Annotated in this window: 26 protein-coding genes; 18 read left to right on the top strand and 8 right to left on the bottom strand. The window is 54.3% G+C overall.

Annotated elements, in window-relative coordinates; all coding sequences use genetic code 11:
* The first annotated feature begins 1 nt into the window (after window position 1).
* The 14 genes from cdsA to tilS all read left to right on the top strand — a co-directional run bounded on the left by cdsA (window position 2) and on the right by tilS (window position 17,936).
* A complete protein-coding gene (cdsA, locus tag DEO48_RS14195; protein WP_023310457.1) occupies window positions 2–859 on the top strand; it encodes a phosphatidate cytidylyltransferase in 858 nt (285 codons plus the stop codon).
* A gap of 11 nt (window positions 860–870) precedes the next feature.
* Window positions 871–2,223: a sigma E protease regulator RseP gene (gene rseP, locus DEO48_RS14190; protein ID WP_109845536.1), complete on the top strand. Its 1,353-nt coding sequence runs from the start codon at window positions 871–873 to the stop codon at window positions 2,221–2,223.
* A gap of 29 nt (window positions 2,224–2,252) precedes the next feature.
* Complete coding sequence (bamA, locus tag DEO48_RS14185) at window positions 2,253–4,670, top strand: outer membrane protein assembly factor BamA (protein WP_109845535.1); 2,418 nt, start codon at window positions 2,253–2,255, stop codon at window positions 4,668–4,670.
* Between the two features lie 122 nt (window positions 4,671–4,792).
* Window positions 4,793–5,287 carry a molecular chaperone Skp gene (gene skp, locus DEO48_RS14180; protein WP_029741200.1) on the top strand — a complete coding sequence of 165 codons (495 nt, stop codon included), beginning with the start codon at window positions 4,793–4,795 and terminating at the stop codon, window positions 5,285–5,287.
* Window positions 5,288–5,290: 3 nt separating this feature from the next.
* A complete protein-coding gene (lpxD, locus tag DEO48_RS14175; protein WP_029741199.1) occupies window positions 5,291–6,316 on the top strand; it encodes a UDP-3-O-(3-hydroxymyristoyl)glucosamine N-acyltransferase in 1,026 nt (341 codons plus the stop codon).
* Window positions 6,317–6,418: 102 nt separating this feature from the next.
* The gene (gene fabZ, locus DEO48_RS14170; protein ID WP_010426706.1) at window positions 6,419–6,874 is read left to right on the top strand and encodes a 3-hydroxyacyl-ACP dehydratase FabZ; all 456 of its coding nucleotides are present in this window, start codon (window positions 6,419–6,421) and stop codon (window positions 6,872–6,874) included.
* A 3-nt stretch (window positions 6,875–6,877) separates the two neighbouring features.
* Window positions 6,878–7,666 carry an acyl-ACP--UDP-N-acetylglucosamine O-acyltransferase gene (lpxA, locus tag DEO48_RS14165; protein ID WP_023310462.1) on the top strand — a complete coding sequence of 263 codons (789 nt, stop codon included), beginning with the start codon at window positions 6,878–6,880 and terminating at the stop codon, window positions 7,664–7,666.
* Entirely contained in the window at window positions 7,666–8,814 is a 1,149-nt protein-coding gene (lpxB, locus tag DEO48_RS14160) for a lipid-A-disaccharide synthase (RefSeq protein WP_023334578.1), read from the top strand. Before lpxA ends, lpxB begins: the two co-directional genes overlap by 1 nt.
* Entirely contained in the window at window positions 8,811–9,407 is a 597-nt protein-coding gene (gene rnhB, locus DEO48_RS14155) for a ribonuclease HII (RefSeq protein WP_023310464.1), read from the top strand. Before lpxB ends, rnhB begins: the two co-directional genes overlap by 4 nt.
* Window positions 9,408–9,445: 38 nt before the next feature.
* A complete protein-coding gene (gene dnaE, locus DEO48_RS14150; protein WP_109845534.1) occupies window positions 9,446–12,928 on the top strand; it encodes a DNA polymerase III subunit alpha in 3,483 nt (1,160 codons plus the stop codon).
* A 12-nt stretch (window positions 12,929–12,940) separates the two neighbouring features.
* Window positions 12,941–13,900: an acetyl-CoA carboxylase carboxyl transferase subunit alpha gene (accA, locus tag DEO48_RS14145; RefSeq protein WP_008501895.1), complete on the top strand. Its 960-nt coding sequence runs from the start codon at window positions 12,941–12,943 to the stop codon at window positions 13,898–13,900.
* A 100-nt stretch (window positions 13,901–14,000) separates the two neighbouring features.
* Window positions 14,001–16,133, top strand: a complete 2,133-nt coding sequence (locus tag DEO48_RS14140; protein WP_109845533.1) for a lysine decarboxylase LdcC — start codon at window positions 14,001–14,003, stop codon at window positions 16,131–16,133.
* A 65-nt stretch (window positions 16,134–16,198) separates the two neighbouring features.
* The gene (locus DEO48_RS14135; RefSeq protein ID WP_109845532.1) at window positions 16,199–16,588 is read left to right on the top strand and encodes a VOC family protein; all 390 of its coding nucleotides are present in this window, start codon (window positions 16,199–16,201) and stop codon (window positions 16,586–16,588) included.
* Between the two features lie 58 nt (window positions 16,589–16,646).
* Entirely contained in the window at window positions 16,647–17,936 is a 1,290-nt protein-coding gene (tilS, locus tag DEO48_RS14130; protein ID WP_109845531.1) for a tRNA lysidine(34) synthetase TilS, read from the top strand.
* A gap of 28 nt (window positions 17,937–17,964) precedes the next feature.
* On the opposite strand, the gene rof is transcribed toward tilS, so the two are convergent.
* Together rof and DEO48_RS14120 are read right to left on the bottom strand one after the other, a co-directional pair.
* The gene (rof, locus tag DEO48_RS14125) at window positions 17,965–18,225 is read right to left on the bottom strand and encodes a Rho-binding antiterminator (RefSeq protein ID WP_008501890.1); all 261 of its coding nucleotides are present in this window, start codon (window positions 18,223–18,225) and stop codon (window positions 17,965–17,967) included.
* On the bottom strand, window positions 18,212–18,412 hold the full coding sequence (locus DEO48_RS14120) for a YaeP family protein (RefSeq protein WP_008501889.1): 201 nt from the start codon (window positions 18,410–18,412) through the stop codon (window positions 18,212–18,214). The genes rof and DEO48_RS14120 overlap by 14 nt, the downstream gene beginning before the upstream one ends.
* A 196-nt stretch (window positions 18,413–18,608) precedes the next feature.
* Here DEO48_RS14120 and DEO48_RS14110 point away from each other — a divergent pair, with 196 nt between their 5' ends.
* From DEO48_RS14110 to nlpE, 3 genes are read left to right on the top strand one after another with little or no spacing between them, the layout of a single operon-like run.
* Window positions 18,609–19,154, top strand: a complete 546-nt coding sequence (locus DEO48_RS14110) for a YaeQ family protein (RefSeq protein WP_109845530.1) — start codon at window positions 18,609–18,611, stop codon at window positions 19,152–19,154.
* Window positions 19,151–19,573: an alternative ribosome rescue aminoacyl-tRNA hydrolase ArfB gene (arfB, locus tag DEO48_RS14105; RefSeq protein ID WP_109845529.1), complete on the top strand. Its 423-nt coding sequence runs from the start codon at window positions 19,151–19,153 to the stop codon at window positions 19,571–19,573. The genes DEO48_RS14110 and arfB overlap by 4 nt, the downstream gene beginning before the upstream one ends.
* Window positions 19,574–19,607: 34 nt before the next feature.
* Window positions 19,608–20,306 carry an envelope stress response activation lipoprotein NlpE gene (gene nlpE / locus DEO48_RS14100; protein WP_032660574.1) on the top strand — a complete coding sequence of 233 codons (699 nt, stop codon included), beginning with the start codon at window positions 19,608–19,610 and terminating at the stop codon, window positions 20,304–20,306.
* 47 nt (window positions 20,307–20,353) lie between these two features.
* Here nlpE and proS read toward each other — a convergent pair whose 3' ends face one another.
* From proS to metN, 6 genes are all read right to left on the bottom strand, one after another.
* On the bottom strand, window positions 20,354–22,072 hold the full coding sequence (gene proS / locus DEO48_RS14095; RefSeq protein ID WP_033144681.1) for a proline--tRNA ligase: 1,719 nt from the start codon (window positions 22,070–22,072) through the stop codon (window positions 20,354–20,356).
* Window positions 22,073–22,184: 112 nt separating this feature from the next.
* On the bottom strand, window positions 22,185–22,892 hold the full coding sequence (gene tsaA, locus DEO48_RS14090) for a tRNA (N6-threonylcarbamoyladenosine(37)-N6)-methyltransferase TrmO (RefSeq protein WP_023310474.1): 708 nt from the start codon (window positions 22,890–22,892) through the stop codon (window positions 22,185–22,187).
* The gene (gene rcsF, locus DEO48_RS14085; protein ID WP_063440181.1) at window positions 22,889–23,293 is read right to left on the bottom strand and encodes an Rcs stress response system protein RcsF; all 405 of its coding nucleotides are present in this window, start codon (window positions 23,291–23,293) and stop codon (window positions 22,889–22,891) included. Before rcsF ends, tsaA begins: the two co-directional genes overlap by 4 nt.
* 106 nt (window positions 23,294–23,399) lie before the next feature.
* The gene (gene metQ / locus DEO48_RS14080) at window positions 23,400–24,215 is read right to left on the bottom strand and encodes a methionine ABC transporter substrate-binding lipoprotein MetQ (RefSeq protein WP_014168729.1); all 816 of its coding nucleotides are present in this window, start codon (window positions 24,213–24,215) and stop codon (window positions 23,400–23,402) included.
* Window positions 24,216–24,255: 40 nt separating this feature from the next.
* Complete coding sequence (locus DEO48_RS14075) at window positions 24,256–24,909, bottom strand: methionine ABC transporter permease MetI (RefSeq protein WP_109845528.1); 654 nt, start codon at window positions 24,907–24,909, stop codon at window positions 24,256–24,258.
* Window positions 24,902–25,933: a methionine ABC transporter ATP-binding protein MetN gene (gene metN, locus DEO48_RS14070; RefSeq protein WP_109845527.1), complete on the bottom strand. Its 1,032-nt coding sequence runs from the start codon at window positions 25,931–25,933 to the stop codon at window positions 24,902–24,904. Before metN ends, DEO48_RS14075 begins: the two co-directional genes overlap by 8 nt.
* A gap of 188 nt (window positions 25,934–26,121) precedes the next feature.
* Here metN and gmhB point away from each other — a divergent pair, with 188 nt between their 5' ends.
* Window positions 26,122–26,688: a D-glycero-beta-D-manno-heptose 1,7-bisphosphate 7-phosphatase gene (gmhB, locus tag DEO48_RS14065; protein WP_109845526.1), complete on the top strand. Its 567-nt coding sequence runs from the start codon at window positions 26,122–26,124 to the stop codon at window positions 26,686–26,688.
* Window positions 26,689–26,831 lie beyond the last annotated feature (143 nt).

Raw genomic sequence — 26,831 nt, 5'->3', positions numbered from 1 at the left:
TTTGCTGAAGTATCGCCTGATTTCCGCTTTTGTATTAATACCTATTGTCATTGCGGCGCTGTTTTTACTGCCCCCGGTGGGATTCGCTATTGTCACGCTGGTGGTGTGCATGCTCGCCGCGTGGGAATGGGGACAGTTTAGCGGCTTTACCTCGCGCACTCAGCGAGTATGGCTTGCGGTACTTTGTGGCTTTATCCTGGCCATAATGCTGTTTACGTTGCCTGAATATCACCATGATATTCATCAGCCCCTGGTTGCCGGTTCCTTGTGGATATCGTTGGCCTGGTGGGTTGCCGCGCTGTTGCTGGTTCTTTTTTATCCGGGTTCAGCGGCATTATGGCGTAATTCAAAAGTGCTGCGACTGATTTTTGGCTTGCTCACAATTATTCCTTTTTTCTGGGGTATGGTTGCGCTGCGAGCCTGGCACTACGACGAAAACCACTACAGCGGTGCGATCTGGCTGCTTTATGTGATGATTCTGGTCTGGGGGGCTGACTCCGGGGCCTATATGTTTGGTAAACTGTTTGGCAAACATAAGCTGGCACCGAAGGTTTCCCCGGGCAAAACCTGGCAAGGATTCATCGGCGGCCTGTTTACGGCAGCGATCATCTCCTGGGGCTACGGCGTCTGGGCGAATCTTGAAGTAGCACCGTCAATACTGCTGGTGTGCTCGATTTTTGCTGCGCTTGCCTCCGTGCTCGGTGATTTAACCGAAAGTATGTTTAAGCGTGAAGCAGGGATTAAGGACAGCGGACACCTGATTCCAGGGCATGGCGGTATACTGGATCGCATTGATAGCCTGACAGCGGCTGTTCCAGTGTTTGCGTGTTTGCTTTTACTGGTATTCGGGACGATTTAACGGAAGGTTTTATGCTGAGCATTCTCTGGAATCTGGCGGCGTTCATTGTTGCACTGGGTGTACTGATTACCGTGCATGAATTTGGCCATTTCTGGGTTGCTCGCCGCTGTGGCGTGCGCGTAGAGCGGTTTTCCATCGGCTTTGGGAAATCACTCTGGACGCGCACCGACCGCCACGGCACGGAATTTGTCATCGCCCTTATCCCGCTGGGCGGCTACGTCAAAATGCTCGACGAACGCGTCGAGCCTGTCGCTCCTGAGCTGCGACACAGCGCATTCAACAATAAAACCGTTGGACAACGCGCCGCCATCATTGCTGCCGGACCGGTAGCCAACTTCATCTTTGCTATTTTCGCTTACTGGCTGGTGTTTATCATCGGCGTCCCTGGCGTACGTCCGGTGGTGGGTGAAATTGCCCCCAATTCCATCGCGGCGAATGCGCAAATTACATCCGGGATGGAACTTAAAGCGATTGATGGCATCGAAACCCCTGATTGGGATGCCGTGCGACTGCAGCTGGTAGCTAAAATTGGCGATCCGCAGACCACCATCAGCGTGTCGCCGTTTGGTTCAGATACGCGTCAGGACAAAGTACTCGATTTACGTCACTGGCGTTTCGAGCCAGACAAAGAAGATCCCGTCGCTGCGCTGGGCATTCGTCCACGCGGCGCGCAGATCGAGCCGGTATTAGCCGAAGTACAGGCAAATTCGGCGGCGAGCAAAGCGGGTTTGCAAGCGGGCGACAGGATCGTTAAAGTCGATGGTCAACCATTAACAGAGTGGATGACCTTTGTTACTCTGGTGCGCGATAATCCGGGAACGTCTCTCGCGCTGGAAGTTGAAAGGCAGGGTAGTCCGCTTTCGCTGACGCTGATCCCGGATACGAAGTCGGTCGGCAAAAAGGCAGAAGGGTTCGCAGGCGTTGTGCCAAAAGTGATCCCGCTGCCAGATGAGTACAAGACAATACGCCAGTATGGGCCGTTCAGCGCCATCCTTGAAGCCACGGATAAAACATGGCAACTGATGAAGCTGACGGTCAACATGTTGGGGAAATTGATAACCGGTGATGTGAAACTGAACAACCTCAGTGGGCCAATTTCGATTGCTCAGGGGGCTGGGATGTCAGCGGAATTCGGGGTGATTTACTATCTCATGTTCCTCGCGCTCATTAGCGTGAACCTTGGGATAATCAACCTGTTCCCGCTTCCCGTTTTAGACGGGGGTCATCTGCTGTTTTTGGCGATTGAAAAGCTAAAAGGCGGACCGGTATCCGAGCGAGTTCAAGACTTTAGTTATCGCATTGGCTCGATTTTGCTGGTGCTGTTAATGGGGCTTGCACTTTTCAATGATTTCTCTCGGTTGTAAGAGAGTGTTAGGAAGAACGCATAATAACGATGGCGATGAAAAAGTTGCTCATAGCGTCGCTGCTGTTTAGCAGCGCCACCGTATACGGTGCTGACGGGTTCGTAGTGAAAGACATTCATTTCGAAGGCCTCCAGCGTGTCGCCGTTGGTGCGGCCCTCCTCAGTATGCCTGTACGCCCCGGCGATACGGTTAATGATGATGATATCAGTAACACCATCCGTGCTCTGTTTGCCACCGGCAACTTTGAGGACGTCCGCGTCCTGCGCGATGGTGATACGCTGCTGGTACAGGTAAAAGAACGTCCGACGATCGCCAGTATCACTTTCTCCGGTAACAAGTCGGTGAAAGATGACATGCTCAAGCAGAACCTTGAAGCATCCGGTGTTCGTGTGGGTGAATCCCTGGACCGCACAACCCTTTCAGACATTGAAAAAGGTCTGGAAGACTTCTATTACAGCGTCGGTAAATACAGTGCCAGCGTGAAAGCGGTTGTCACTCCGCTGCCGCGTAACCGTGTTGACCTGAAGCTGGTCTTCCAGGAAGGTGTTTCTGCGAAGATCCAGCAGATCAACATTGTCGGCAACCACGCGTTCAGCACCGACGAACTGATCTCCACCTTCCAGCTGCGCGATGAAGTGCCATGGTGGAACGTGGTAGGCGATCGCAAATACCAGAAACAAAAACTGGCGGGCGACCTTGAAACCCTGCGCAGCTACTATCTCGATCGTGGCTATGCGCGTTTCAACATCGACTCGACTCAGGTCAGTCTGACTCCGGACAAGAAAGGCATCTACATTACGGTTAACATCACCGAAGGCGAGCAGTACAAGCTTTCTGGTGTTGAAGTGAGTGGTAACCTTGCGGGGCATTCTGCTGAAATCGAATCGCTGACCAAAATTCAGCCGGGCGATCTGTACAGCGGTTCCAAAGTAACCAAAATGGAAGACAGCATTAAGAAGCTGCTCGGCCGCTATGGTTATGCCTATCCGCGCGTACAGACTCAGCCGGAAATCAATGACGCGGATAAAACCGTTAAGCTGCACGTGAATGTGGATGCGGGCAACCGTTTCTACGTGCGTAAGATCCGCTTCGTCGGTAACGACACCTCCAAAGATTCCGTTCTGCGTCGCGAAATGCGTCAGATGGAAGGCGCATGGTTGGGAAGCGACCTCGTTGATCAGGGTAAAGAGCGTCTGAACCGTCTGGGCTATTTTGAAACGGTGGATACCGATACCCAGCGCGTACCGGGCAGCCCGGATCAGGTTGATGTCGTATATAAAGTGAAAGAGCGCAACACCGGTAGCTTCAACTTCGGTGTGGGTTACGGTACTGAAAGCGGCGTCAGCTTCCAGGTCGGCGTGCAGCAGGATAACTGGCTGGGTACGGGTTACTCTGTCGGTATTAACGGCACCAAAAACGACTACCAGACCTACTCTGAGTTCTCTGTGACTAACCCATACTTCACCGTAGACGGTGTGAGCCTGGGCGGTCGTATCTTCTATAACGACTTTAAAGCAGATGACGCGGACCTGTCTTCATACACCAACAAGAGTTACGGTGTAGACGGTACGCTTGGCTTCCCGGTTAACGAATACAACACCCTGCGTGCAGGCTTGGGCTACGTGCATAACGACCTGTCCAACATGCAACCGCAGGTGGCAATGTGGCGTTACCTGGACTCTATTGGTCAGTCGGCAAGTAAGTCCAGTGATAATAACGGTTTCTCTGCCGATGACTTCACCTTTAACTACGGCTGGACCTATAACCGCCTTGACCGTGGTTACTTCCCAACGGAAGGTTCTCGCGTCAACCTGAACGGTAAAGTTACCGTGCCGGGTTCCGATAACGAGTTCTACAAGGTCACGCTGGATACCGCATCCTACTTCCCGATTGATGACGATCATAAGTGGGTAGTCCTGGGTCGTACCCGTTGGGGCTATGGAGATGGTCTGGGTGGCAAAGAAATGCCATTCTACGAAAACTTCTATGCGGGTGGTTCCAGCACCGTTCGTGGCTTCCAGTCCAATAACATTGGTCCGAAAGCGGTCTACTACGGCGGGAACGACAAAGACAACTGTTATAAGTCTTCCTCCTCCGAAGTCTGTAGCTCTGATGATGCGGTGGGCGGTAACGCCATGGCCGTTGCCAGCCTGGAGTTCATCACGCCAACGCCGTTTATCAGTGATAAATACGCGAACTCTGTCCGTACGTCCTTCTTCTGGGATGCCGGTACGGTATGGGATACCAACTGGCAGAATACAGCCCAGATGCGTGCGGCAGGCGTTCCAGATTATAGCGATCCGAGCAATATTCGCATGTCTGCCGGTATCGCATTACAATGGATGTCACCGCTGGGGCCGTTGGTTTTCTCTTACGCCCAGCCGTTTAAGAAATATGATGGAGATAAGTCGGAGCAATTCCAGTTTAACATTGGTAAAACCTGGTAATAATCCGCAGCAAAGGAATGCGTTGGCAGTGTAGCGCTGACAACTGGCGATCGGTAACTCGGTCGCCTTGCCACGCAAAGAACGGTACCTTCTGGTGCCAATGGGATGGTAAGGAGTTAATTGTGAAAAAGTGGTTATTAGCTGCAGGTCTCGGTTTAGCGATGGCAACTTCTGCTCAGGCAGCAGACAAAATTGCAATCGTCAACATGGGTAATTTGTTCCAGCAGGTTGCACAGAAAACGGGTGTTTCTGCGACTCTGGAAAACGAATTCAAAGGCCGTGCAAGCGAACTGCAGGGTATGGAAAACGATCTTCAGTCCAAAATGCAGCGTCTGCAGCGTGATGGTTCTACCATGAAAGCAAGCGACCGCAGCAAGCTGGAAAAAGACGTAATGGCTCAGCGCCAGGCGTTCTCTCAGAAAGCGCAGGCTTTCGAGCAGGATCGTCAGCGTCGTTCTAACGAAGAACGCGGCAAGCTGGTGACTCGCATTCAGACCGCTGTTAAATCAGTGGCTGCCGATCAGAACATCGATCTGGTTGTTGATGCGAACGCTGTAGCTTTCAACGGCAGCGATGTTAAAGACATCACCGCTGATGTTCTGAAACAGGTTAAATAAGTAATGCCTTCAATTCGACTGGCTGATTTAGCTCAGCAGTTGGATGCAGAATTACACGGTGATGGCGATATCGTCATCACCGCTGTTGCGTCCATGCAATCTGCTAAAGCTGGCACGATTACCTTCATGGTAAGCCCTAAGTACCGTGAGCAACTGGCTCAATGCCAGGCGTCAGCTGTTGTTCTGACGCAGGACGATCTTCCATTTGCCACTGTAAGCGCGCTGGTAGTGAAAAACCCCTACCTGACGTATGCACGCATGGCTCAAATTCTTGATACTACGCCGCAGCCGGCCCAGGACATTGCTGCCAGTGCAGCGATTGACGCGACGGCCAGGCTTGGTAGCAACGTCGCCGTTGGCGCAAATGCGGTTATCGAATCCGGCGTTGTGCTGGGCGATAACGTCGTCATTGGCCCGGGCTGCTTCGTTGGGAAAAATACGAAAATCGGCGCCGGGACCCGTTTATGGGCCAATGTGTCCGTTTATCATGATGTTGAAATTGGCGAAAATTGCCTTGTCCAGTCCAGCACCGTAATTGGTTCTGATGGCTTTGGTTACGCTAACGATCGCGGTAACTGGGTTAAGATTCCGCAGCTTGGTCGCGTTATTATTGGCGATCGCGTAGAGATCGGCGCCTGTACCACCATTGACCGTGGCGCGCTTGACGACACGATCATTGGCAATGGTGTTATCATCGATAACCAGTGCCAGATTGCGCATAACGTTGTGATTGGCGACAATACCGCGGTTGCGGGTGGCGTCATCATGGCAGGCAGCCTGAAAATTGGCCGTTATTGCATGATTGGCGGTGCGAGCGTGATTAATGGCCATATGGAAATATGCGACAAGGTCACTGTGACGGGAATGGGCATGGTAATGCGTCCTATCACTGAACCTGGCGTCTATTCCTCAGGTATTCCGCTACAACCCAACAAGGTATGGCGTAAAACAGCAGCTCTGGTGATGAACATTGATGATATGAGCAAGCGCCTCAAGTCTCTTGAGCGTAAGATCGATCAACAAGATTAAGCGTCATCCGTTGAACGCTATTTTTCCCGGCCTGTCGGCTTTCTAATAAACCGGCAGGCCGTGTTATTATTGTTATCAGTACATTTTGACAGGAAGAGTATTTTGACTACTGACACTCATACTCTGCATATTGAAGAGATTTTAGAACTTCTGCCGCACCGCTACCCGTTTCTGCTGGTAGACCGTGTGCTGGATTTTGAAGAAGGTCGTTTTCTGCGCGCAGTGAAAAATGTTTCCGTGAACGAGCCGTTCTTCCAGGGGCATTTCCCTGGTAAGCCTATCTTCCCGGGTGTGTTGATTCTGGAAGCGATGGCTCAGGCTACCGGTATTCTGGCGTTTAAAAGCGTCGGCAAACTGGAGCCAGGTGAGCTGTATTACTTCGCGGGTATTGATGAAGCGCGCTTTAAGCGCCCTGTCGTGCCTGGTGATCAGATGATCATGGAAGTCACTTTTGAAAAAACGCGTCGTGGCCTGACTCGCTTCAAAGGCGTAGCGCTGGTTGACGGCAAAGTTGTTTGCGAAGCGACGATGATGTGTGCTCGTAGCCGGGAGTCCTGATACGTGATTGATAAATCCGCCTTTATTCATCCTACCGCTATTGTGGAAACCGGTGCCATCATTGGCGCTAACGTCCACATTGGCCCGTTTTGTATTGTTGGACCCCATGTCGAAATTGGTGAGGGTACAGTACTGAAATCTCACGTTGTCGTGAATGGTCACACGACCATTGGCTGCAATAACGAGATCTATCAGTTCGCTTCCATCGGCGAAGTTAACCAGGATCTGAAATATGCTGGTGAGTCGACCCGTCTGGAAATTGGCGATCGTAACCGTATTCGCGAAAGCGTCACCATTCATCGTGGAACAGTACAGGGTGGTGGGTTGACGAAGGTGGGCAGCGATAACCTGTTTATGGTTAATGCGCATATCGCGCACGACTGTACCGTGGGTGACCGCTGTATTCTTGCCAACAACGCAACGCTGGCAGGACACGTATCGGTTGATGACTTCGCAATTATTGGCGGCATGACCGCAGTCCATCAGTTCTGCATCATTGGTGCGCACGTGATGGTTGGCGGATGCTCCGGTGTGGCGCAGGACGTCCCACCGTATGTGATTGCGCAGGGCAACCATGCCACGCCGTTTGGCGTGAACATCGAAGGCCTCAAGCGTCGTGGTTTTAGCCGCGAAGCGATTACTGCCATCCGCAACGCGTACAAACTGCTGTACCGTAGCGGTAAAACGCTGGAAGAGGCGAAGCCGGAAATTGCCGAGCTGGCGAATAAGCACCCGGAAGTGAACGCGTTCATGGAATTCTTTGACCGTTCAACAAGGGGTCTGATTCGTTAATGGTCGACAGTCGTCCGCTTACGATAGCCCTGGTCGCCGGAGAAACCTCCGGCGATATTCTTGGTGCCGGTCTCATCCGCGCGCTTAAGGCGCGTGTACCCAATGCTCGCTTTGTCGGCGTTGCTGGCCCGCTGATGCAGGCCGAAGGCTGTGAAGCCTGGTACGAAATGGAAGAGCTCGCCGTGATGGGCATCGTTGAGGTGCTGGGACGGCTACGCCGTTTGCTGCACATCCGCGCCGATCTCACCCGCCGTTTTACCGAACTCAAACCCGATGTGTTTGTCGGTATTGATGCGCCTGATTTCAACATTACCCTCGAAGGGAATCTGAAAAAGCAGGGTATCAAAACGATTCACTACGTCAGTCCGTCCGTCTGGGCGTGGCGACAGAAACGCGTTTTCAAAATCGGACGGTCCACCAACCTGGTGCTGGCTTTCCTGCCTTTCGAAAAAGCGTTTTACGACAGATTTAATGTTCCGTGCCGTTTTATCGGCCATACCATGGCGGATGCGATGCCATTGGATCCGGATAAAAACGCGGCGCGCGACGCGCTGGGCATCCCGCATGATGTGCACTGTCTGGCACTGCTCCCAGGCAGCCGTGGTGCAGAAGTTGAGATGCTGAGCGCCGATTTCCTCAAAACAGCGCAAATTCTTCGCCAGACCTATCCGGATCTTGAAGTGGTTGTTCCGCTGGTAAATGCCAAACGCCGCGAGCAGTTTGAGCGCATCAAAGCGGAAGTCGCCCCGGATCTTCACGTCCGTCTTCTGGACGGGAAAGGGCGGGAAGCGATGTATGCGAGCGATGCCGCGCTGCTGGCCTCCGGTACGGCGGCGCTGGAATGCATGCTGGCGAAATGCCCGATGGTGGTCGGCTATCGCATGAAGCCGTTCACTTTCTGGCTGGCAAAGCGTCTGGTTAAAACGGACTATGTCTCCCTGCCAAACCTGCTTGCCGGGCGCGAGCTGGTGAAAGAGCTGCTGCAGGATGAGTGCCAGCCGCAGGCGCTTGCCGATGCGCTGCTGCCGCTGCTCGCCAACGGCAAGACCAGCCACCAGATGCACGATACCTTCCGCGAACTGCATCAACTGATCCGCTGTAATGCTGATGAGCAAGCGGCTGATGCGGTGCTGGAGCTAGCAAAATGATGGAATTTGTTTATCCTCACACTCGCCTTGTGGCGGGCGTGGACGAAGTGGGTCGCGGCCCGTTGGTCGGGGCAGTGGTGACCGCCGCGGTGATCCTCGATCCGGATCGCCCGATTATCGGGCTGAACGACTCTAAAAAATTGTCAGAAAAGCGCCGTCTGGCGCTGTTTAGTGAGATCCAGGAGAAGGCGCTGGCCTGGAGCCTGGGGCGCGCTGAACCGCATGAAATAGACGAACTGAATATTTTGCATGCCACGATGCTGGCGATGCAGCGTGCGGTAGCAGGTCTGAAAATTTCCCCGGAATATGTCCTGATTGACGGCAACCGCTGTCCGGCATTGCCCATGCCATCAATGGCGGTCGTTAAAGGCGATAGCCGGGTCGCAGAAATTAGCGCAGCTTCTATTATTGCCAAAGTGACGCGCGACGCCGAAATGGCCGCGCTGGACCTCACTTATCCTCAGTATGGTTTCGCCCAGCATAAGGGATATCCCACACCTTTCCATCTGGAGAGGCTGGCTGAACATGGCGCAACCGAACACCATCGGCGCAGTTTTGGCCCGGTGAAGCGCGCGCTGGGACGGGTGTCCTGAATCAATACGCAAGCAATTAAGTAACGCGGAATCTGAAGATGGCTGAACCACGTTTCGTACACCTGCGGGTGCATAGCGACTACTCCATGATCGATGGGCTGGCGAAGACCGGGCCGCTGGTAAAAAAGGCGGCCTCCCTTGGCATGCCCGCGCTGGCGATCACCGATTTTACCAACCTGTGTGGCCTGGTGAAGTTCTATGGAACGGCGCACGGCGCGGGGATAAAGCCCATCGTCGGGGCGGATTTTCATGTGCAGAGCGATCTTATCGGCGATGAAATGACGCAAATCTCCGTGCTGGCGATGAACAACACGGGCTATCAAAACCTCACTCTGCTTATCTCAAAAGCCTATCAGCGCGGATATGGCGCGCTGGGGCCGTGGATCGACCGTGACTGGCTGGCTGAACTGAACGAAGGGCTGCTGCTGATCTCGGGTGGCCGTATGGGTGACGTCGGCAAATGCCTGCTGCGCGGCAATAGCGCGCTGGTGGATCAATGCGTTTCGTTCTATGAAGAGTATTTCCCGGATCGTTATTATCTGGAGTTGATCCGCACCGGTCGTCAGGACGAAGAGAACTATCTGCATGCGGCGGTTGCACTTGCGGAAGAACGCGGTCTGCCTGTTGTCGCGACAAACGATGTGCGGTTCCTCGAGCCGGGAGATTTTGACGCTCACGAAATTCGCGTGGCGATCCACGATGGCTTCACGCTCGACGATCCGAAGCGGCCGCGTAATTACTCCGCGCAACAGTACATGCGCAGCGAGGAGGAGATGTGTGAGCTCTTCTCCGATATCCCCGAAGCGCTGGAAAACAGCGTAGAGATTGCCAAGCGCTGCAACGTCACCGTTCGCCTCGGCGAATACTTCCTGCCGCAGTTCCCGACGGGTGACATGACCACGGAAGATTTCCTGGTCGCGAAATCAAAAGAAGGCCTGGAAGAGCGTCTGGAATTCCTGTTCCCGGATGAAGAAGAGCGTAAAAAGCGTCGCCCTGAGTATGACGAACGCCTGGACATTGAACTCCAGGTAATCAACCAGATGGGCTTCCCGGGCTACTTCCTGATCGTTATGGAGTTCATCCAGTGGTCGAAGGATAACGGCGTGCCGGTTGGACCGGGCCGTGGCTCCGGTGCGGGCTCGCTGGTGGCGTACGCGCTGAAAATTACCGACCTCGATCCGCTGGAATTCGACCTGCTGTTCGAACGTTTCCTTAACCCGGAACGTGTCTCGATGCCCGACTTCGACGTCGACTTCTGCATGGAGAAACGCGATCAGGTCATTGAGCACGTGGCCGATATGTACGGCCGTGATGCGGTATCGCAGATTATTACCTTCGGTACGATGGCGGCGAAAGCGGTTATCCGCGACGTGGGCCGCGTGCTGGGCCACCCGTACGGGTTTGTCGATCGTATTTCTAAGCTGGTGCCGCCCGATCCGGGCATGACGCTGGCAAAAGCGTTTGAAGCCGAACCTCAGCTGCCGGAAATCTACGAAGCTGACGAAGAGGTCAAAGCGCTGATAGACATGGCGCGCAAGCTGGAAGGCGTCACGCGTAACGCCGGCAAGCATGCGGGGGGCGTGGTTATCGCCCCAACTAAAATTACGGATTTTGCACCGCTTTACTGTGACGAAGCGGGCCAACACCCGGTAACCCAGTTTGACAAGAACGACGTAGAATACGCCGGGCTGGTGAAGTTCGACTTCCTGGGTCTGCGTACGTTGACCATCATCAACTGGGCGCTGGAGATGATTAACGCCCGCCGCGAGAAGAACGGCGAACCGCCGCTGGATATCGCGGCCATCCCGCTGGATGACAAGAAAAGTTTCGATATGCTGCAGCGCTCGGAGACCACCGCCGTCTTCCAGCTTGAATCCCGCGGCATGAAAGACCTGATTAAACGTCTGCAGCCCGACTGCTTCGAAGATATGATCGCACTGGTCGCCCTGTTCCGTCCGGGCCCGCTGCAGTCAGGGATGGTAGATAACTTTATTGACCGTAAGCACGGTCGAGAAGAGATTTCTTACCCGGACGTTCAGTGGCAGCACGAAAGCCTGAAGCCGGTGCTGGAGCCCACCTACGGCATTATCCTGTATCAGGAACAGGTCATGCAGATTGCTCAGGTGCTTTCCGGCTATACGCTCGGCGGCGCGGACATGCTGCGTCGTGCGATGGGTAAGAAAAAGCCGGAAGAGATGGCTAAGCAGCGTTCCATCTTTGAAGACGGGGCGAAGAAAAACGGCGTTGACGGCGAGCTGGCGATGAAAATCTTCGATCTGGTGGAGAAATTCGCCGGGTACGGGTTTAACAAATCCCACTCCGCCGCCTATGCTTTGGTGTCGTATCAAACGCTGTGGCTGAAGGCGCACTATCCTGCTGAATTTATGGCGGCGGTAATGACGGCCGATATGGACAACACCGAGAAGGTGGTTGGCCTGGTGGACGAGTGCTGGCGCATGGGGCTGAAGATCCTGCCGCCGGATATTAACTCAGGGCTCTACCACTTCCACGTCAACGACGACGGAGAGATCGTTTACGGGATCGGCGCGATCAAAGGCGTGGGCGAAGGTCCGATCGAGGCGATCATCGAAGCGCGTAACAACGGCGGATATTTCCGCGAGCTGTTCGATCTTTGCGCTCGTACCGACACCAAAAAACTGAACCGTCGCGTGCTGGAAAAACTGATCATGTCCGGCGCGTTTGACAGACTCGGGCCGCATCGCGCCGCGCTGATGAATTCCCTCGGCGACGCGCTGAAAGCGGCGGATCAGCATGCAAAAGCGGAAGCCATTGGTCAGGCGGATATGTTCGGGGTGCTGGCGGAAGAGCCAGAGCAGATCGAGCAATCTTATTCCAACTGCCAGCCGTGGCCAGAACAGGTGGTACTGGATGGGGAGCGTGAGACGTTAGGCTTGTACCTGACTGGGCACCCGATCAACCAGTACATCAAAGAAATTGAGCGCTATGTCGGCGGCCACAGGCTTAAAGACATGCATCCGACAGAACGTGGTAAAATTACCACGGCTGCGGGGCTCGTGATTGCCGCAAGGGTTATGGTCACCAAGCGTGGCAATCGTATCGGCATCTGTACGCTGGATGACCGTTCCGGGCGTCTGGAGGTGATGTTGTTCACCGACGCGCTGGATAAATACCAGCAATTGCTGGAAAAAGACCGCATACTTATCGTCAGCGGACAGGTCAGCTTTGATGACTTCAGTGGGGGGCTTAAAATGACCGCCCGCGAAGTGATGGACATTGACGAAGCCCGGGAAAAATATGCTCGCGGGCTTGCTATCTCGCTGACGGACAGGCAAATTGATGACCAGCTTTTAAACCGACTCCGTCAGTCTCTGGAACCCCACCGCTCGGGGACAATTCCAGTACATCTCTACTATCAGAGGGCGGATGCACGCGCGCGGTTGCGCTTTGGTGCAACGTGGCGTGTCTCTCCGAGCGATCGTTTACTGAACGATCTCCGTGGCCTCATTGGTTCGGAGCAGGTGGAACTGGAGTTTGACTAATACAGGAATACTATGAGTCTGAATTTCCTTGATTTCGAACAGCCGATTGCTGAGCTTGAAGCGAAAATCGATTCTCTGACAGCGGTAAGCCGTCAGGATGAAAAACTGGATATTAACATCGACGAAGAAGTGCATCGTCTGCGCGAGAAAAGCGTAGAGCTGACGCGCAAAATCTTTGCCGATCTCGGCGCATGGCAGGTGGCCCAGCTGGCTCGCCATCCACAGCGTCCGTACACCCTGGATTATGTCCGCCTGGCGTTTGACGAATTTGACGAACTGGCAGGCGATCGCGCATACGCTGACGATAAAGCTATCGTTGGCGGTATCGCGCGTCTGGACGGACGCCCGGTGATGATCATTGGTCATCAGAAAGGTCGTGAAACCAAAGAGAAAATCCGTCGTAACTTCGGTATGCCAGCACCAGAAGGCTACCGTAAAGCCCTGCGCCTGATGGAGATGGCTGAGCGTTTCAACATGCCAATCATCACCTTCATCGACACCCCGGGTGCATACCCTGGCGTGGGCGCGGAAGAGCGCGGTCAGTCTGAAGCTATCGCGCGCAACCTGCGCGAGATGTCTCGCCTGAAGGTGCCGGTCATCTGTACCGTTATCGGTGAGGGTGGTTCCGGCGGTGCGCTGGCAATTGGCGTGGGCGATAAAGTGAATATGCTGCAGTACAGCACCTATTCCGTTATCTCTCCGGAAGGCTGCGCGTCCATTCTGTGGAAAAGCGCCGACAAAGCGCCGCTGGCTGCAGAAGCCATGGGCATCATTGCGCCGCGCCTGAAAGAGCTTAAGCTGATCGACTCCATCATCCCGGAACCGCTGGGTGGTGCGCATCGTAAGCCGGAAGTGATGGCGGCTTCTCTGAAAGCGCAGCTGCTGGCTGACCTGGCAGATCTGGACGTGCTGAGCAAAGAAGATCTGCTCAACCGCCGTTACCAGCGTCTGATGACCTACGGTTACGCGTAAGCCTCACAATTATCTGAAAAGCCGCACAATGTTGCGGCTTTTTTTATAGCTGCCGTTTACCTTAACTATGCTTAGCTAATGTTTTTCAAGGAGGTAAACCGTGAACATCATTGCCATTATGGGGCCGCACGGCGTCTTCTATAAAGACGAGCCCATCAAGGAGCTTGAGCAAGCCCTGCAGTCGCGCGGGTATCAGCTAATCTGGCCGCACAACAGCGCCGACCTGCTGAAGTTCATCGAGCATAACCCGCGTATTTGCGGCGTGATCTTCGACTGGGACGAATACGATCTCGAACTGTGCAGCGATATCAACAAGCTGAACGAATATCTCCCGCTGTACGCGTTTATTAATACCCACTCAACCATGGACGTCAGCGCCAACGATATGCGTATGGCGCTGTGGTTCTTTGAATATTCCCTCGGCGTGGCGGAAGATATTGCGACCCGAATTCAGCAATATACGAATGAATATCTCGATAACATCACTCCGCCGTTTACCCGCGCGCTCTTCACCTACGTGAAGGAGGGCAAATATACCTTTTGTACGCCAGGTCATATGGCGGGAACGGCCTATCAAAAAAGCCCGGTGGGCTGCCTGTTCTATGATTTCTTCGGTGGCAACACGCTGAAAGCGGACGTGTCGATTTCAGTCACCGAACTAGGCTCTCTGCTGGATCACACCGGCCCGCATCTGGAAGCCGAAGAGTATATCGCCCGCACCTTTGGCGCCGAACAGAGCTATATGGTGACCAACGGCACGTCGACCTCGAACAAAATCGTCGGGATGTACGCTGCGCCTGCTGGCAGCACCTTGCTGATTGACCGTAACTGCCATAAATCGCTGGCACATCTGCTGATGATGAGCGACGTCGTACCGCTCTGGCTGTCGCCCACGCGTAACGCGCTCGGTATTCTTGGCGGTATTCCGCGCCGGGAGTTCACCCATGACGCCATTGAACGTAAGGTTGCGGCAATTCCTGGCGCAAGCTGGCCTGTCCATGCGGTGATCACCAACTCCACCTACGACGGTCTGCTGTACAACACGAACTGGATCAAACAGACGCTGGACGTGCCGTCGATCCACTTCGATTCCGCATGGGTGCCATACACTAATTTCCATCCGATTTACGCCGGCAAAAGCGGCATGAGCGGTGAACGCGTGCTGGGTAAAGTGTTCTTCGAAACGCAGTCGACCCATAAAATGCTGGCGGCGTTTTCCCAGGCTTCGCTTATTCACATCAAAGGCGAGTACGACGAAGACACGTTCAACGAAGCCTTTATGATGCATACCACCACCTCACCGAGCTATCCGCTGGTAGCCTCCATAGAAACGGCCGCGGCGATGCTGCGCGGCAATCCGGGCAAACGACTCATCAACCGTTCGGTAGAACGCGCGCTGCATTTCCGCAAAGAGGTTCAGCGACTGAAAGATGAAGCCGACGGCTGGTTCTTTGATATCTGGCAGCCGGAAGAGATTGATGAAGCAGAATGCTGGCCCGTCTCGCCCGGAGAAGACTGGCATGGCTTCCGGGATGCCGATAGCGACCATATGTTCCTCGACCCGGTAAAAGTGACGATCCTGACGCCGGGCATGGATGAGCAGGGCAAGATGAGCGATGAAGGTATTCCGGCCGCGCTGGTCGCGAAATTCCTTGATGAACGTGGCGTGGTGGTGGAGAAAACCGGTCCCTATAACCTGCTTTTCCTGTTCAGTATTGGTATTGATAAAACCCGGGCGATGGGGCTGTTGCGCGGCCTGATGGAGTTTAAGCGCGCCTACGATCTCAACCTGCGGGTGAAGAACATGCTGCCGGATCTCTACGCGGAGGATCCTGACTTCTATCGAAATATGCGCATTCAGGATCTGGCTCAGGGGATCCACAGGCTGATCCGTCAGCACGATCTGCCGCGTCTGATGCTTCAGGCGTTCGATGTCTTACCGGAGATGAAGTTTACCCCGCACAAAGCATGGCAGCGCCAGGTGAAAGGGGAGGTCGAAACCGTCGAGCTGGAAAACCTGGTCGGGCGCGTATCGGCTAACATGATCCTGCCTTACCCGCCGGGCGTTCCGCTCCTGATGCCGGGAGAGATGATTACCGAAGAGAGTCGGGCCGTGCTCGATTTCCTGCTGATGCTCTGTTCGGTTGGGCGGCACTATCCCGGTTTTGAGACGGATATCCACGGTGCGAAGCGCGACGAGAACGGCGTTTACTGGGTGCGAGTCCTAAAATAAGGGTGACTGCTTGCCAGGTGCGGGTTTTCGGTTGTAACGTTCAGGCATCATAAAAAGGAGAAGCTATGCTGGGTTTAAAAGCTGTTCATCATATTGCGATCATTGTGACCGACTACGCGAAAAGTAAGGCCTTCTACTGCGACATCCTCGGCTTTACGCTCATGAGCGAGGCCTACCGCGAGGAGCGTGACTCCTGGAAGGGCGACCTGGCGTTAAACGGGCAATATGTGATTGAGCTGTTCTCTTTTCCTTTTCCGCCTGCGCGTCCGTCCCGCCCGGAAGCCTGTGGCCTGCGTCATCTTGCCTTCAGCGTCGATGACCTGGATAGCGCGGTAAAACATCTGGAAGCGCACGGCGTGACGTGCGAAGCGATACGCGTCGATCCGTTCACCGACAAGCGTTTTACCTTTTTCAACGACCCGGACGGCCTGCCCCTGGAGCTTTATCAGCAGTAATGGTTGTCCTGTGTGATAATGCCCGCTCAGTTCGGGCATTTTTTATGTGTAATCTCCTATGACCTTACCCGCTATCGCACAAGCCGTTTCACCGTACCGCCAGCTGCTGGTGGGGTTTAGCGGTGGCCTCGATTCTACCGTGTTGCTGCATCGCCTTAAGATTTGGCGCGATCGGGAACCTGACGTCCAGCTTCGGGCGATGCATATTCACCACGGATTAAGTCCTCACGCAGAGGCGTGGGTGGCGCACTGCGAAGCCTTATGTGCGGCCTGGGCGATCCCGCTCATCGTGGAGCGAGTGACGCTTGCGGAGGAAGGGCTGGGCATCGAGGCTCAGGCGCGGAAAGTCCGCTATGCCGCGTTTGCCGGGGCATTACTTGCTGGAGAAGCGCTGGTCACGGCTCAGCATCTTGATGACCAGTGTGAAACTTTTCTGCTGGCGCTTAAGCGGGGCAGCGGGCCGGCGGGACTTTCTGCCATGCCGGCGCGTTCTGAATTTGCCGGCACAACATTACTGCGTCCGCTGCTTGGCGAGACGCGAGCCTCGCTGGAAGCCTGGGCGCGAGAACATCAGCTGAACTGGATCGAAGATGAGAGTAACCAGGATGACGGCTATGACCGTAACTTCCTGCGCCTGCGCGTCCTCCCGCTTTTGGGCGAGCGCTGGCCGCATTTCGCCGACGCGACGGCAAGAAGCGCCATGCTGTGCGCCGAACAAGAGTCGTTGCTGGATGAACTGTTGAGCGACGAACTGGCTGGGCTGATTTCTGCCGACGGGGCGTTGGCAATCGCACCGATGAAAGCGATGAGTCCGGTACGTCGCGCCGCGCTGCTACGACGCTGGCTGGCCTTTCATCGCGCCGCGATGCCGTCGAGGACAATGCTGAGCCGTATCTGGGAAGAAGTCGCTCTGGCGCGGGATGATGCCTCCCCGTGTGTCCACCTGAACGGTTTTGAGGTTAGACGCTATAAGGGGGAGCTCTGGTGGATAAAATCCATGCCCTCGCTGACCGATGTGGTGCTCGACTGGCTTTCTCCTGACGCACCGCTGATATTGCCCTGTGAGGCAGGACGCGTTTCTCTCCTGTCGTCTGGTCATGTGCGGCTGCCGAAGCCCGGTGAACCGGTCACCGTGCGCTTTAAGGCTGGTGGCATGCTCCATATCGTCGGGCGCAACGGGGGACGGAAGCTGAAGAAAATATGGCAGGAGTGTAACGTGCCGCCGTGGCTGCGTGACACCACGCCGCTACTGTTCTACGGTGAAACGTTTATCGCTGCGGCAGGGGTTTTCATCACGGAAGCGGGGTGGTCAGAAGAGGGTGTCCGTTTTGAGTGGCAAAAAGCGTAACGGGCAGCCAGGCTGCCCGTTAGTGTCATCAGGATTCGCTCACCACGACGGTGCCGATTTGCGGGTGGCTGAAGCTGGCTATTTTGTCCAGACGCAGCTCACGCGTCGCACCGGCATCTTCCACTATCAGGTATTCCACATTCTTACGTGAAACCAGATCGCTGGCCTTCGCCTTCAACACTTCGCCATCTTTTAGCTCCAGCGTCAGTAATAAATGATGCTGGCAGGCGAGTTCGAGGTTGTCATAGTCATCACAATTGATGGGTTGATAAGTATCATTCATCGACATAATCGCTCACCAGTAAATTCGCCGCAGCATACGCTGCTTTTTCCCTGACCGACTCTGAAAGGCTCTCATCAGAGGCCACTTCATTAAGCACTTTCAATACACAGCCCAACGCGTCCGGGACATACCCCAGATCTCCGCTGGCGATTTCCGCATACCGTTTGCGAATTAACTCACAATAATTATTCACATCCCCTCCCGCCAGCGCACTGACTTACTGTGAGATATCATTAAGCCTACGAAGATAAACTCGGTTTAGCAAGGTGACTATACCATACTCATTTAAGCAATATCAGGGCCTTGATAGCGGTGTATTTAACACCCTGTAACAGCCTTTTGCCGCGGTTTTCGCTACAATGTGCGCCTGATTCGAATGGAGTTCTCTCATGGCGCTGAAAGCGACAATTTATAAAGCAGTGGTCAATGTGGCCGATCTGGATCGCAACCAGTTCCTCGACGCGTCGCTTACGCTGGCACGCCACCCCTCCGAAACCCAGGAGCGCATGATGCTGCGCCTGCTGGCGTGGATTAAGTACGCTGACGAGCGTCTGCAGTTTACCCGTGGGTTAAGCGCAGAAGACGAGCCTGAAGCCTGGCTGCGCAACGATCATCTGGGTATCGATTTGTGGATAGAACTCGGCCTGCCGGACGAGCGCAGAATTAAAAAGGCCTGCACCCAGTCCGCTGAAGTGGCCTTATTCACATATAATCAGCGCGCTGCGGAGATTTGGTGGCAGCAAAACAAGAGCAAGTGCGGACAGTTTAAAAATCTCACGGTCTGGTATCTGGATGATGAGCAGCTGGCGCAGCTGAGCGACTTTGCCAGCCGGACCATGGTGTTGCAGGCGACGATTCAGGATGGCGCCATCTGGCTCTCTGATTCTCAGAATAATCTGGAAATTCATTTGACGGCGTGGCAACCCGCGTCATGATCGTCTTGTCCCGAAACGTCAGCATCCCTGACAACGAGCTGGAGATCACCGCCATCCGTTCGCAGGGGGCTGGCGGGCAGCACGTCAACAAGGCGTCGACGGCTATCCATTTGCGTTTTGACATTCGGGCCTCAAGCCTGCCAGAGTATTATAAAGAAAGCCTGCTTGCCGCCAGCCATCACCTGATCACCAGCGATGGCGTGATTGTGATCAAAGCCCAGGAGTACCGCAGCCAGGAGCTCAACCGGGAAGCGGCGATAGCCAGGCTGGTGGCGGTCATCAAAGAGTTAACGACGGTACAAAAAAGCCGCCGGGCAACGCGGCCAACCCGCGCATCGAAAGAGCGTCGGTTGTCCTCGAAGGCCCAAAAATCCACAGTGAAAGCACTACGCGGTAAAGTTCGTCGCCCGACAGAGTGACGAAAGGGAACACACTTTTCATAAGGAATTCATTGTGAAAAAAGTATTATGGTCAGCGCTGGCAGCGAGTACGCTGTTTGCGCTTTTTGGGTGTAATAACCGCTCCGAAACGCAGGTTTTACAACCCACGCAAACGGAAGAATTAAAACCGATGCAGCAGAGCTGGCGCGGCGTATTGCCTTGCGCGGACTGCGAAGGCATTGAAACGTCTCTGTTCCTGCAAAAAGACGGCACCTGGGTGATGAACCAGCGCTATCAGGGCGCAAAAGAGCCTTCTTCTTTTGCAACTTATGGAACATGGGCGCGTACGGCCGAGAAGCTGGTCCTGACGGACACCACCGGTGAGAAAACCTTTTTCCGCGCCAAAGGTGAGGGGATGGAGATGCTTGACCGCGAAGGCAACCCGATTGAATCCCAGTTCAACTACACGCTTGCGCCGGTAAAAGCGGCTCTGCCTGCCACGCCGATGGCAATGCGGGGGATGTACTTCTATATGGCGGATGCGGCGATCTTTACCGACTGCGCAACCGGCAGGAAGGTTAGCGTGGCAAACAATGCGCAGCTTGAACGTGATTACGCAGTGGCACGCGGTAATGACAGCAAGCCGGTATTGCTGACGGTTGACGGTCACTTTACGCTGGAGCCAAACCCGGATAGCGGGGAGATGGTGAAAACGCTGGTGGCAGATAAAGACGCGAAGTTTGTTGCGGGTAAAGACTGTAACAGTAAATAAGCTGACGCTGAGCCATTAAAAAACCCCGCCTGAGCGGGGTTTTTTGTTTAGCCTTTGATGGCTTTCACCAGGTAATCAAGAATGTCGCCGGTCTTGATCATCTGTTTTTCGCCGCTGCGACGGTATTTGTATTCAATCTCATCGCTGTCGAGGTTGCGGTCGCCGATGACGACGGTGTGCGGGATACCGATCAGTTCCATATCGGCGAACATTACGCCTGGACGCTCTTTACGGTCATCCATCAGCACTTCGATACCCTGAGCGCGCAGCTCGGCATACAGCTTCTCGGCCAGCTCCTGCACGCGGTAAGACTTGTGCATGTTCATTGGCAGAATGGCCACCTGGAACGGCGCAATATTGTCCGGCCAGACGATGCCGCGTTCGTCGTAGTTCTGCTCAATCGCCGCAGCCACCACGCGCGTCACCCCGATACCGTAGCAACCCATGGTCAGGATCTGGTTACGGCCATCTTCACCCTGAACAGCCGCGTTCAGCGCGCGAGAGTATTTATCACCCAGCTGGAAGATATGACCCACTTCGATGCCGCGCTTAATCATCAGGGTACCCTGGCCGTCCGGGCTTGGATCGCCTGCAACCACGTTACGGATGTCAGCCACTTCCGGCGTCGCCACGTCGCGATCCCAGTTGATGCCGAAGTAGTGTTTACCGTCGATGTTCGCACCTGCAGAGAAGTCGCTCATTGCAGCAACCGTGCGGTCAATAACAACCGGCACCGGCAGATTGACTGGACCCAGTGAACCTGGACCCGCATTCACCACGGCGCGGATTTCCGCTTCCGTTGCGAAGGTCAGCGGACTGGCTACCTGCGGCAGCTTCTCGGCTTTCACTTCGTTCAGCTCATGATCGCCACGCACCAGCAGGGCAACCAGCGGATAAGCGCTACCTTCAGTGGATTTCACCAGCAGGGTTTTCACGGTTTTTTCGACAGGCAGATTGAACTGTTCAACCAGCTCGGCAATGGTTTTCGCATTTGGCGTATCAACCAGCGTCATCTCTTGCGTTGCCGCGCCGCGCGGTTCTTTTGGCGCCAGCGCTTCTGCAAATTCGATATTCGCCGCGTAGTCTGAAGAGTCAGAGAAGATCACATCGTCTTCACCGCTCTGCGCCAGTACCTGGAACTCATGGGATGCGCTACCGCCGATGGAGCCGGTATCAGCCTGCACAGCGCGGAAATCCAGACCCATGCGGGAGAAGATCTTGCTGTATGCCGCGTACATTGCGTCGTAAGTCTCTTGCAGTGATTCCTGAGAGGTATGGAAAGAGTAAGCATCTTTCATCAGGAATTCGCGAGAGCGCATGACGCCGAAACGTGGGCGAACTTCGTCACGGAACTTGGTCTGGATCTGGAAGAAGTTCAGCGGCAGCTGTTTGTAAGAGCTCAGCTCGTTACGAATCAGGTCGGTAATGACTTCTTCATGCGTTGGGCCGAGAACGAAAGGACGCTCGCCGCGATCGACAAAGCGCAGCAGTTCAGGACCATATTGCTCCCAACGGCCGCTCTCCTGCCACAGGTCAGCGGGCTGAACCACAGGCATGGACACCTCGATAGCACCGGCGTTGTTCATCTCTTCACGCACGATGTTTTCGACTTTTTTCAGGACGCGCACGCCGGTCGGCAGCCAGGTGTATAACCCGGAGGCCAGCTTGCGGATCATCCCGGCGCGCAGCATCAGCTGATGGCTGATCACTTCGGCGTCGGCAGGCGTCTCCTTCAGAGTGGAGAGCAGATATTGGCTAGTACGCATGTTGTTACGGTTCCATTTCGACGATTGGAACAGGCTGAAACACCAGCCTGACACAAAAAAAGTGGTTTAGTTTACCAGTGTGGCAAAGATGCCAAAAGAGAGGAGAACAAAATTACCTGGGTTCAAGGGCAAACACTTCAAAACCTGCCCCGGTGACGCGCCAGCGAACGTTGAAATCAAGCAGCCAGACGGCGTACGTTTTTCCTTCTTCCTCTTCTTTACGGTAGGCCGGACGAGGGTCCTGTGCCAGAACTTCAGTGATGAAATCCCGTAAGCGAGGATAGCGTTTCTCCAGCTGACCGAGCTGCGCGGTTATCTCTGGCGTAAAATAAACAGGCATGTCCGCCTGCGGTGCGTCCTGAGCATAACTTGCACGCGCGTCCGGGAGCGCTTCGGCGAAGGGCAAATAGGGTTTGATGTCGATTACCGGCGTGCCGTCTACCAGGTCCAGACTACCTAACTCCAGTATCACCCGATCTTTCTGGCAGCGTATGCCTTTCAGTTCAACCAGCGACATTCCAACCGGGTTTGGGCGAAAGGTCGAGCGAGTCGCAAACACGCCCATTCTCGCATTTCCGCCAAGACGAGGAGGCCGCACGGTAGGCCGCCAGCCGCCTTCCATCGTCTGGTGAAACACGAACACCACCCATAAATGGCTGAAAGCCTCGAGCCCGCGTACAGCATCGGCCTGATTGTAAGGCGCAATCAGGTGAAGCTCACCGCTTCCGCTGGTGACCAGACCGGGCTGGCGGGGGACGGCGAACTTCTCTTTATAAGGAGAGTGGATAACGCCTATCTGCTCGAACTGAAATGCACTCATTTAGCCGTGATGTTCAGCGCAGAACCGATGCAAACCGCCTGACGATAGCAGCCCGGCGTGCCGCTGGTGACTTCGCAGCTGTGCAACAGAACCGCGTTGGCTTTCATTTTTGCGGCATTAATCTGCATACGTTTACGCGCTGTCGGAATATTCGGTGGTGAGTCCTGATTGGTCGCCTGACAGGATTCGCCGCTTACTTCGCCCAGTTCACGGAACGGTTTACCGACGAGTTCGTCTGCTTTCGTGATAATGCGAACCGGTGCAGGGCGAACCACTTTCGGTTTCGTAGGCTCTGTTTTTGGCGGGGTTGCCGTGCTTTGAACAGGTTCAACGGGAGATCTGCTTAGCATAGAACAGCCGCTCAGCATGAGTGCTAAAAGACAGATCGGTAAAGCACGCATAATAGTTCCTCAATGGATGATCAAAACGTCAGATATTGAATCAGTTGACTGCACAAATGACAAGACGGGCATAAGCCCGTCCTGATGATATTACACTGAGGTGAGATTACCAGCCTTTAACAGCGCCGCCGTTAAACACTTTGTTGGCTTCCTGGTAAACTTCATCAGACTGATAAGCCTGAACGAATTTCTTCACGTTTTCCGCGTCCTTGTTGTCTTCGCGAGTCACGATCAGGTTAACGTACGGTGAGTCTTTATCTTCTACGAAGATACCGTCTTTGGCTGGCGTCAGGCCAATCTGGCTGGCGTAAGTGGTGTTGATAACGGCCAGGGCAATCTGCGCATCGTCCAGAGAACGCGGCAGCTGCGGTGCTTCCAGTTCAACAATTTTCAGATTTTTCGGGTTCTCGGTAACATCCAGAACGGTTGGCAGCAGGCCAACACCGTCTTTCAGTTTGATCAGGCCCACTTTCTGCAGCAGCAGCAGGGAACGGCCAAGGTTGGTTGGGTCGTTAGGCACGGCAACCTGAGAGCCCGGCTGCAGCTCGTCCAGCGATTTAATTTTCTTAGAGTAACCGGCAATTGGATAAACAAAGGTGTTACCGACGCCCACCAGTTTATAGCCACGATCTTTGATCTGCTGATCAAGGTATGGCTTATGCTGGAAGGCGTTAGCGTCGATATCGCCTTTGCTCAGCGCTTCGTTCGGCAGAACGTAATCGTTGAAGGTCACCAGCTCAACGTCCAGGCCATACTTCTCTTTCGCCACTTTCTGAGCAACTTCAGCAACCTGTTGTTCTGCACCCACGATAACGCCCACTTTAATGTGGTTTGGATCTTTTTCGTCCTGACCGCAACCCACCAGTGCCAGAGAGCCGATCAGCGCGCCTACTGCTGCAAAGGTCTTTAATTTAAACGCCATGTTTTATCCTTAACTCGTAGAGTTTGTGTTGTGTGTAACGTTATTTGTGAGTAACGGTCCGGACGATGCGATCGCCAGAGAACTGGATTAAATAAACCAGAACAACCAGCAATACCAGAACGGTATTCATCACGGTAGCGTTATATCCAATATAGCCGTACTGGTAACCAATCTGGCCTAAACCGCCGGCGCCAACTGCGCCACCCATTGCGGAATAACCGACCAGCGTGATGAGCGTGATGGTTGCCGCGTTCACCAGGCCCGGCAGTGCTTCCGGGAGCAGAACTTTGCGGACGATCTGCATCGGTGTTGCGCCCATCGCGCGTGAGGCTTCGATCAAACCGGTTGGAATTTCCAGAAGGGCGTTTTCCACCATACGAGCGATAAACGGCGCAGCCCCCACGGTCAGCGGAACAATGGCCGCCTGCAGTCCGATAGACGTTCCGACGATCACGCGGGTAAACGGAATCATCCACACCAGCAGAATAATGAAGGGAATAGAACGGAAGATGTTCACCAGCGCAGAGAGCGTACGGTACAGTTTCGCGTTCTCAATGATTTGACCTGGACGCGTCACGTACAGCAATACGCCAACCGGCAGGCCAATCAAAAAACCAAAGAAGCCAGAGACAAAGGTCATTGCCAGCGTTTCCCAAACGCCGCGAACCAGCAGCCACATCATCGGCTCAGACATAACCCAGTACCTCTACTTTTACGTGGTGTTCTTGCAGCCAGGCAATCGCGGCCTGGGTTTCTTCTTGTGTGCCGTGCATTTCTGTCAGCATGATGCCGAACTTCACGCCACCTGCGTAATCCATCTGCGCGCTGATGATGTTGTTGTTCACGTTAAAGCGACGCGCGGTTTCGGAAAGCAGGGGAGCGTCAACGGACTGACCGGTGAACTCCATACGCAGCATCGGGACGCTGTCTGCTGCGGGTTCGGTTTTCAAACGCTCCAGATAATCTTCCGGAATATCCAGATGCAGCGTGGACTGGATGAACTGCTGTGCCAGCGGCGTCTTCGGATGCGAGAACACTTCACTTACCGTGTCCTGCTCGATCAGTTCACCGTTGCTGATGACCGCCACGCAGTCGCAGATGCGTTTCACCACGTCCATCTCATGCGTAATAAGGAGGATCGTCAGGCCCAGGCGACGGTTAATGTCTTTCAGCAGTTCCAGAATTGAACGCGTGGTTGCCGGATCCAGTGCGCTGGTGGCTTCATCACACAGAAGTACCTTAGGGTTGCTTGCCAGCGCGCGGGCAATGGCCACACGCTGCTTTTGCCCACCGGACAGATTTGCCGGGTGGCTATCATGCTTGTCGCCCAGACCCACGAGGTCGAGCAGCTCGGTAACGCGACGCTTTACTTCTTCTTTCGGCGTGTTATCCAGCTCAAGCGGCAGGGCAACGTTGCCGAACACGGTGCGGGAAGCCAGCAGGTTAAAGTGCTGGAAGATCATGCCAATCTGACGACGCGCTTTGGTGAGTTCTTTCTCTGAGAGGGCGGTAAGTTCCTGGCCGCCAACTTCTACGCTGCCCTGGGTTGGGCGCTCAAGCAGGTTAACACAACGAATCAGCGTGCTTTTACCTGCACCCGATGCGCCAATGACGCCATAAATTTGACCAGCAGGAACATGCAGGCTGACGTTGTTCAGCGCCTGAATGGTTCGGTTCCCCTGCTGGAACACTTTGGTGATATTGGAAAGTTTAATCATTAGATTATTTTTATCGTATGTAAGTTAGCCGTGGCATTTTCTTCTGCCAGATACGGGTGATGACCGTAAACAAAATGGATGTTAAGGCATCCAGACGTCTAAATCAATCCAACTCTGTACGATGAGCACTTTATTGCGCTGCGATTCATGAGATACTAGTCGAACATGCCTTTTTCAGGAGCAAACCGGTGGCAAAATCAGTACCCGCAATTTTTCTCGATCGTGACGGCACTATTAATGTGGATCACGGTTATGTCCATGAGATTGATGAGTTCGAGTTTATCGAGGGCGTAATAGATGCCATGCGCCAGCTGAAAGAGATGGGTTATGCGCTGGTGGTTGTGACGAACCAGTCCGGTATTGCACGCGGTAAATTCACCGAAGCGCAGTTCGAGACGCTGACGGAATGGATGGACTGGTCGTTGGCCGACCGAGGTGTGGATCTCGACGGCATCTACTATTGTCCGCACCACCCGCAGGGAACGGTAGAAGCGTATCGCCAGACCTGTGACTGCCGTAAGCCGCATCCGGGGATGTTCATCTCTGCACAGGAGTTCCTGCACATTGATATGTCTGCTTCTTATATGGTGGGCGATAAACTGGAAGATATGCAGGCAGCAGCGGCAGCAGGTGTAGGAACCAAAATATTAGTTCGCACCGGTAAGCCAGTGACGCCAGAAGCAGAAAATGCAGCGGATTTGGTGATTAATAGCCTGGCCGACCTGCCAAAAGAGATTAAAAAGCACCAAAAATAGCCTTTTTGGTGAAAAGGTGAGCGGTTGAAATAAAAATGCATTTTTCCGCTTGTCATTCCTCGGCGGCCCCCTATAATGCGCCTCCATCGACACGGCGGATGTGAATCACTTCACACAACAAGCGGTTCGGTTGAAGAGAAAAA

Source organism: Enterobacter sp. CGMCC 5087, assembly GCF_003144775.1.
GTDB classification, from domain to species: domain Bacteria; phylum Pseudomonadota; class Gammaproteobacteria; order Enterobacterales; family Enterobacteriaceae; genus Enterobacter; species Enterobacter cloacae_M.
The sequence above is the reverse complement of the archived record's forward strand: the minus strand, read 5'-3'. Positions and strand labels throughout refer to the sequence as shown.

What these genes read in the sequence shown, in the direction of transcription:
- DEO48_RS14110 (WP_109845530.1), top strand. Translation starts at nt 18,609, where the DNA reads ATGGCGCTGAAAGCGACAATTTATAAAGCAGTGGTCAATGTGGCCGAT.
- bamA (WP_109845535.1), top strand. Translation starts at nt 2,253, where the DNA reads ATGGCGATGAAAAAGTTGCTCATAGCGTCGCTGCTGTTTAGCAGCGCC.
- tsaA (WP_023310474.1), bottom strand. Translation starts at nt 22,892, where the DNA reads ATGAGTGCATTTCAGTTCGAGCAGATAGGCGTTATCCACTCTCCTTAT.
- proS (WP_033144681.1), bottom strand. Translation starts at nt 22,072, where the DNA reads ATGCGTACTAGCCAATATCTGCTCTCCACTCTGAAGGAGACGCCTGCC.
- tilS (WP_109845531.1), top strand. Translation starts at nt 16,647, where the DNA reads ATGACCTTACCCGCTATCGCACAAGCCGTTTCACCGTACCGCCAGCTG.
- rcsF (WP_063440181.1), bottom strand. Translation starts at nt 23,293, where the DNA reads ATGCGTGCTTTACCGATCTGTCTTTTAGCACTCATGCTGAGCGGCTGT.
- metQ (WP_014168729.1), bottom strand. Translation starts at nt 24,215, where the DNA reads ATGGCGTTTAAATTAAAGACCTTTGCAGCAGTAGGCGCGCTGATCGGC.
- accA (WP_008501895.1), top strand. Translation starts at nt 12,941, where the DNA reads ATGAGTCTGAATTTCCTTGATTTCGAACAGCCGATTGCTGAGCTTGAA.
- lpxD (WP_029741199.1), top strand. Translation starts at nt 5,291, where the DNA reads ATGCCTTCAATTCGACTGGCTGATTTAGCTCAGCAGTTGGATGCAGAA.
- DEO48_RS14075 (WP_109845528.1), bottom strand. Translation starts at nt 24,909, where the DNA reads ATGTCTGAGCCGATGATGTGGCTGCTGGTTCGCGGCGTTTGGGAAACG.
- dnaE (WP_109845534.1), top strand. Translation starts at nt 9,446, where the DNA reads ATGGCTGAACCACGTTTCGTACACCTGCGGGTGCATAGCGACTACTCC.
- lpxB (WP_023334578.1), top strand. Translation starts at nt 7,666, where the DNA reads ATGGTCGACAGTCGTCCGCTTACGATAGCCCTGGTCGCCGGAGAAACC.
- DEO48_RS14135 (WP_109845532.1), top strand. Translation starts at nt 16,199, where the DNA reads ATGCTGGGTTTAAAAGCTGTTCATCATATTGCGATCATTGTGACCGAC.
- rof (WP_008501890.1), bottom strand. Translation starts at nt 18,225, where the DNA reads ATGTCGATGAATGATACTTATCAACCCATCAATTGTGATGACTATGAC.
- metN (WP_109845527.1), bottom strand. Translation starts at nt 25,933, where the DNA reads ATGATTAAACTTTCCAATATCACCAAAGTGTTCCAGCAGGGGAACCGA.
- arfB (WP_109845529.1), top strand. Translation starts at nt 19,151, where the DNA reads ATGATCGTCTTGTCCCGAAACGTCAGCATCCCTGACAACGAGCTGGAG.
- rseP (WP_109845536.1), top strand. Translation starts at nt 871, where the DNA reads ATGCTGAGCATTCTCTGGAATCTGGCGGCGTTCATTGTTGCACTGGGT.
- rnhB (WP_023310464.1), top strand. Translation starts at nt 8,811, where the DNA reads ATGATGGAATTTGTTTATCCTCACACTCGCCTTGTGGCGGGCGTGGAC.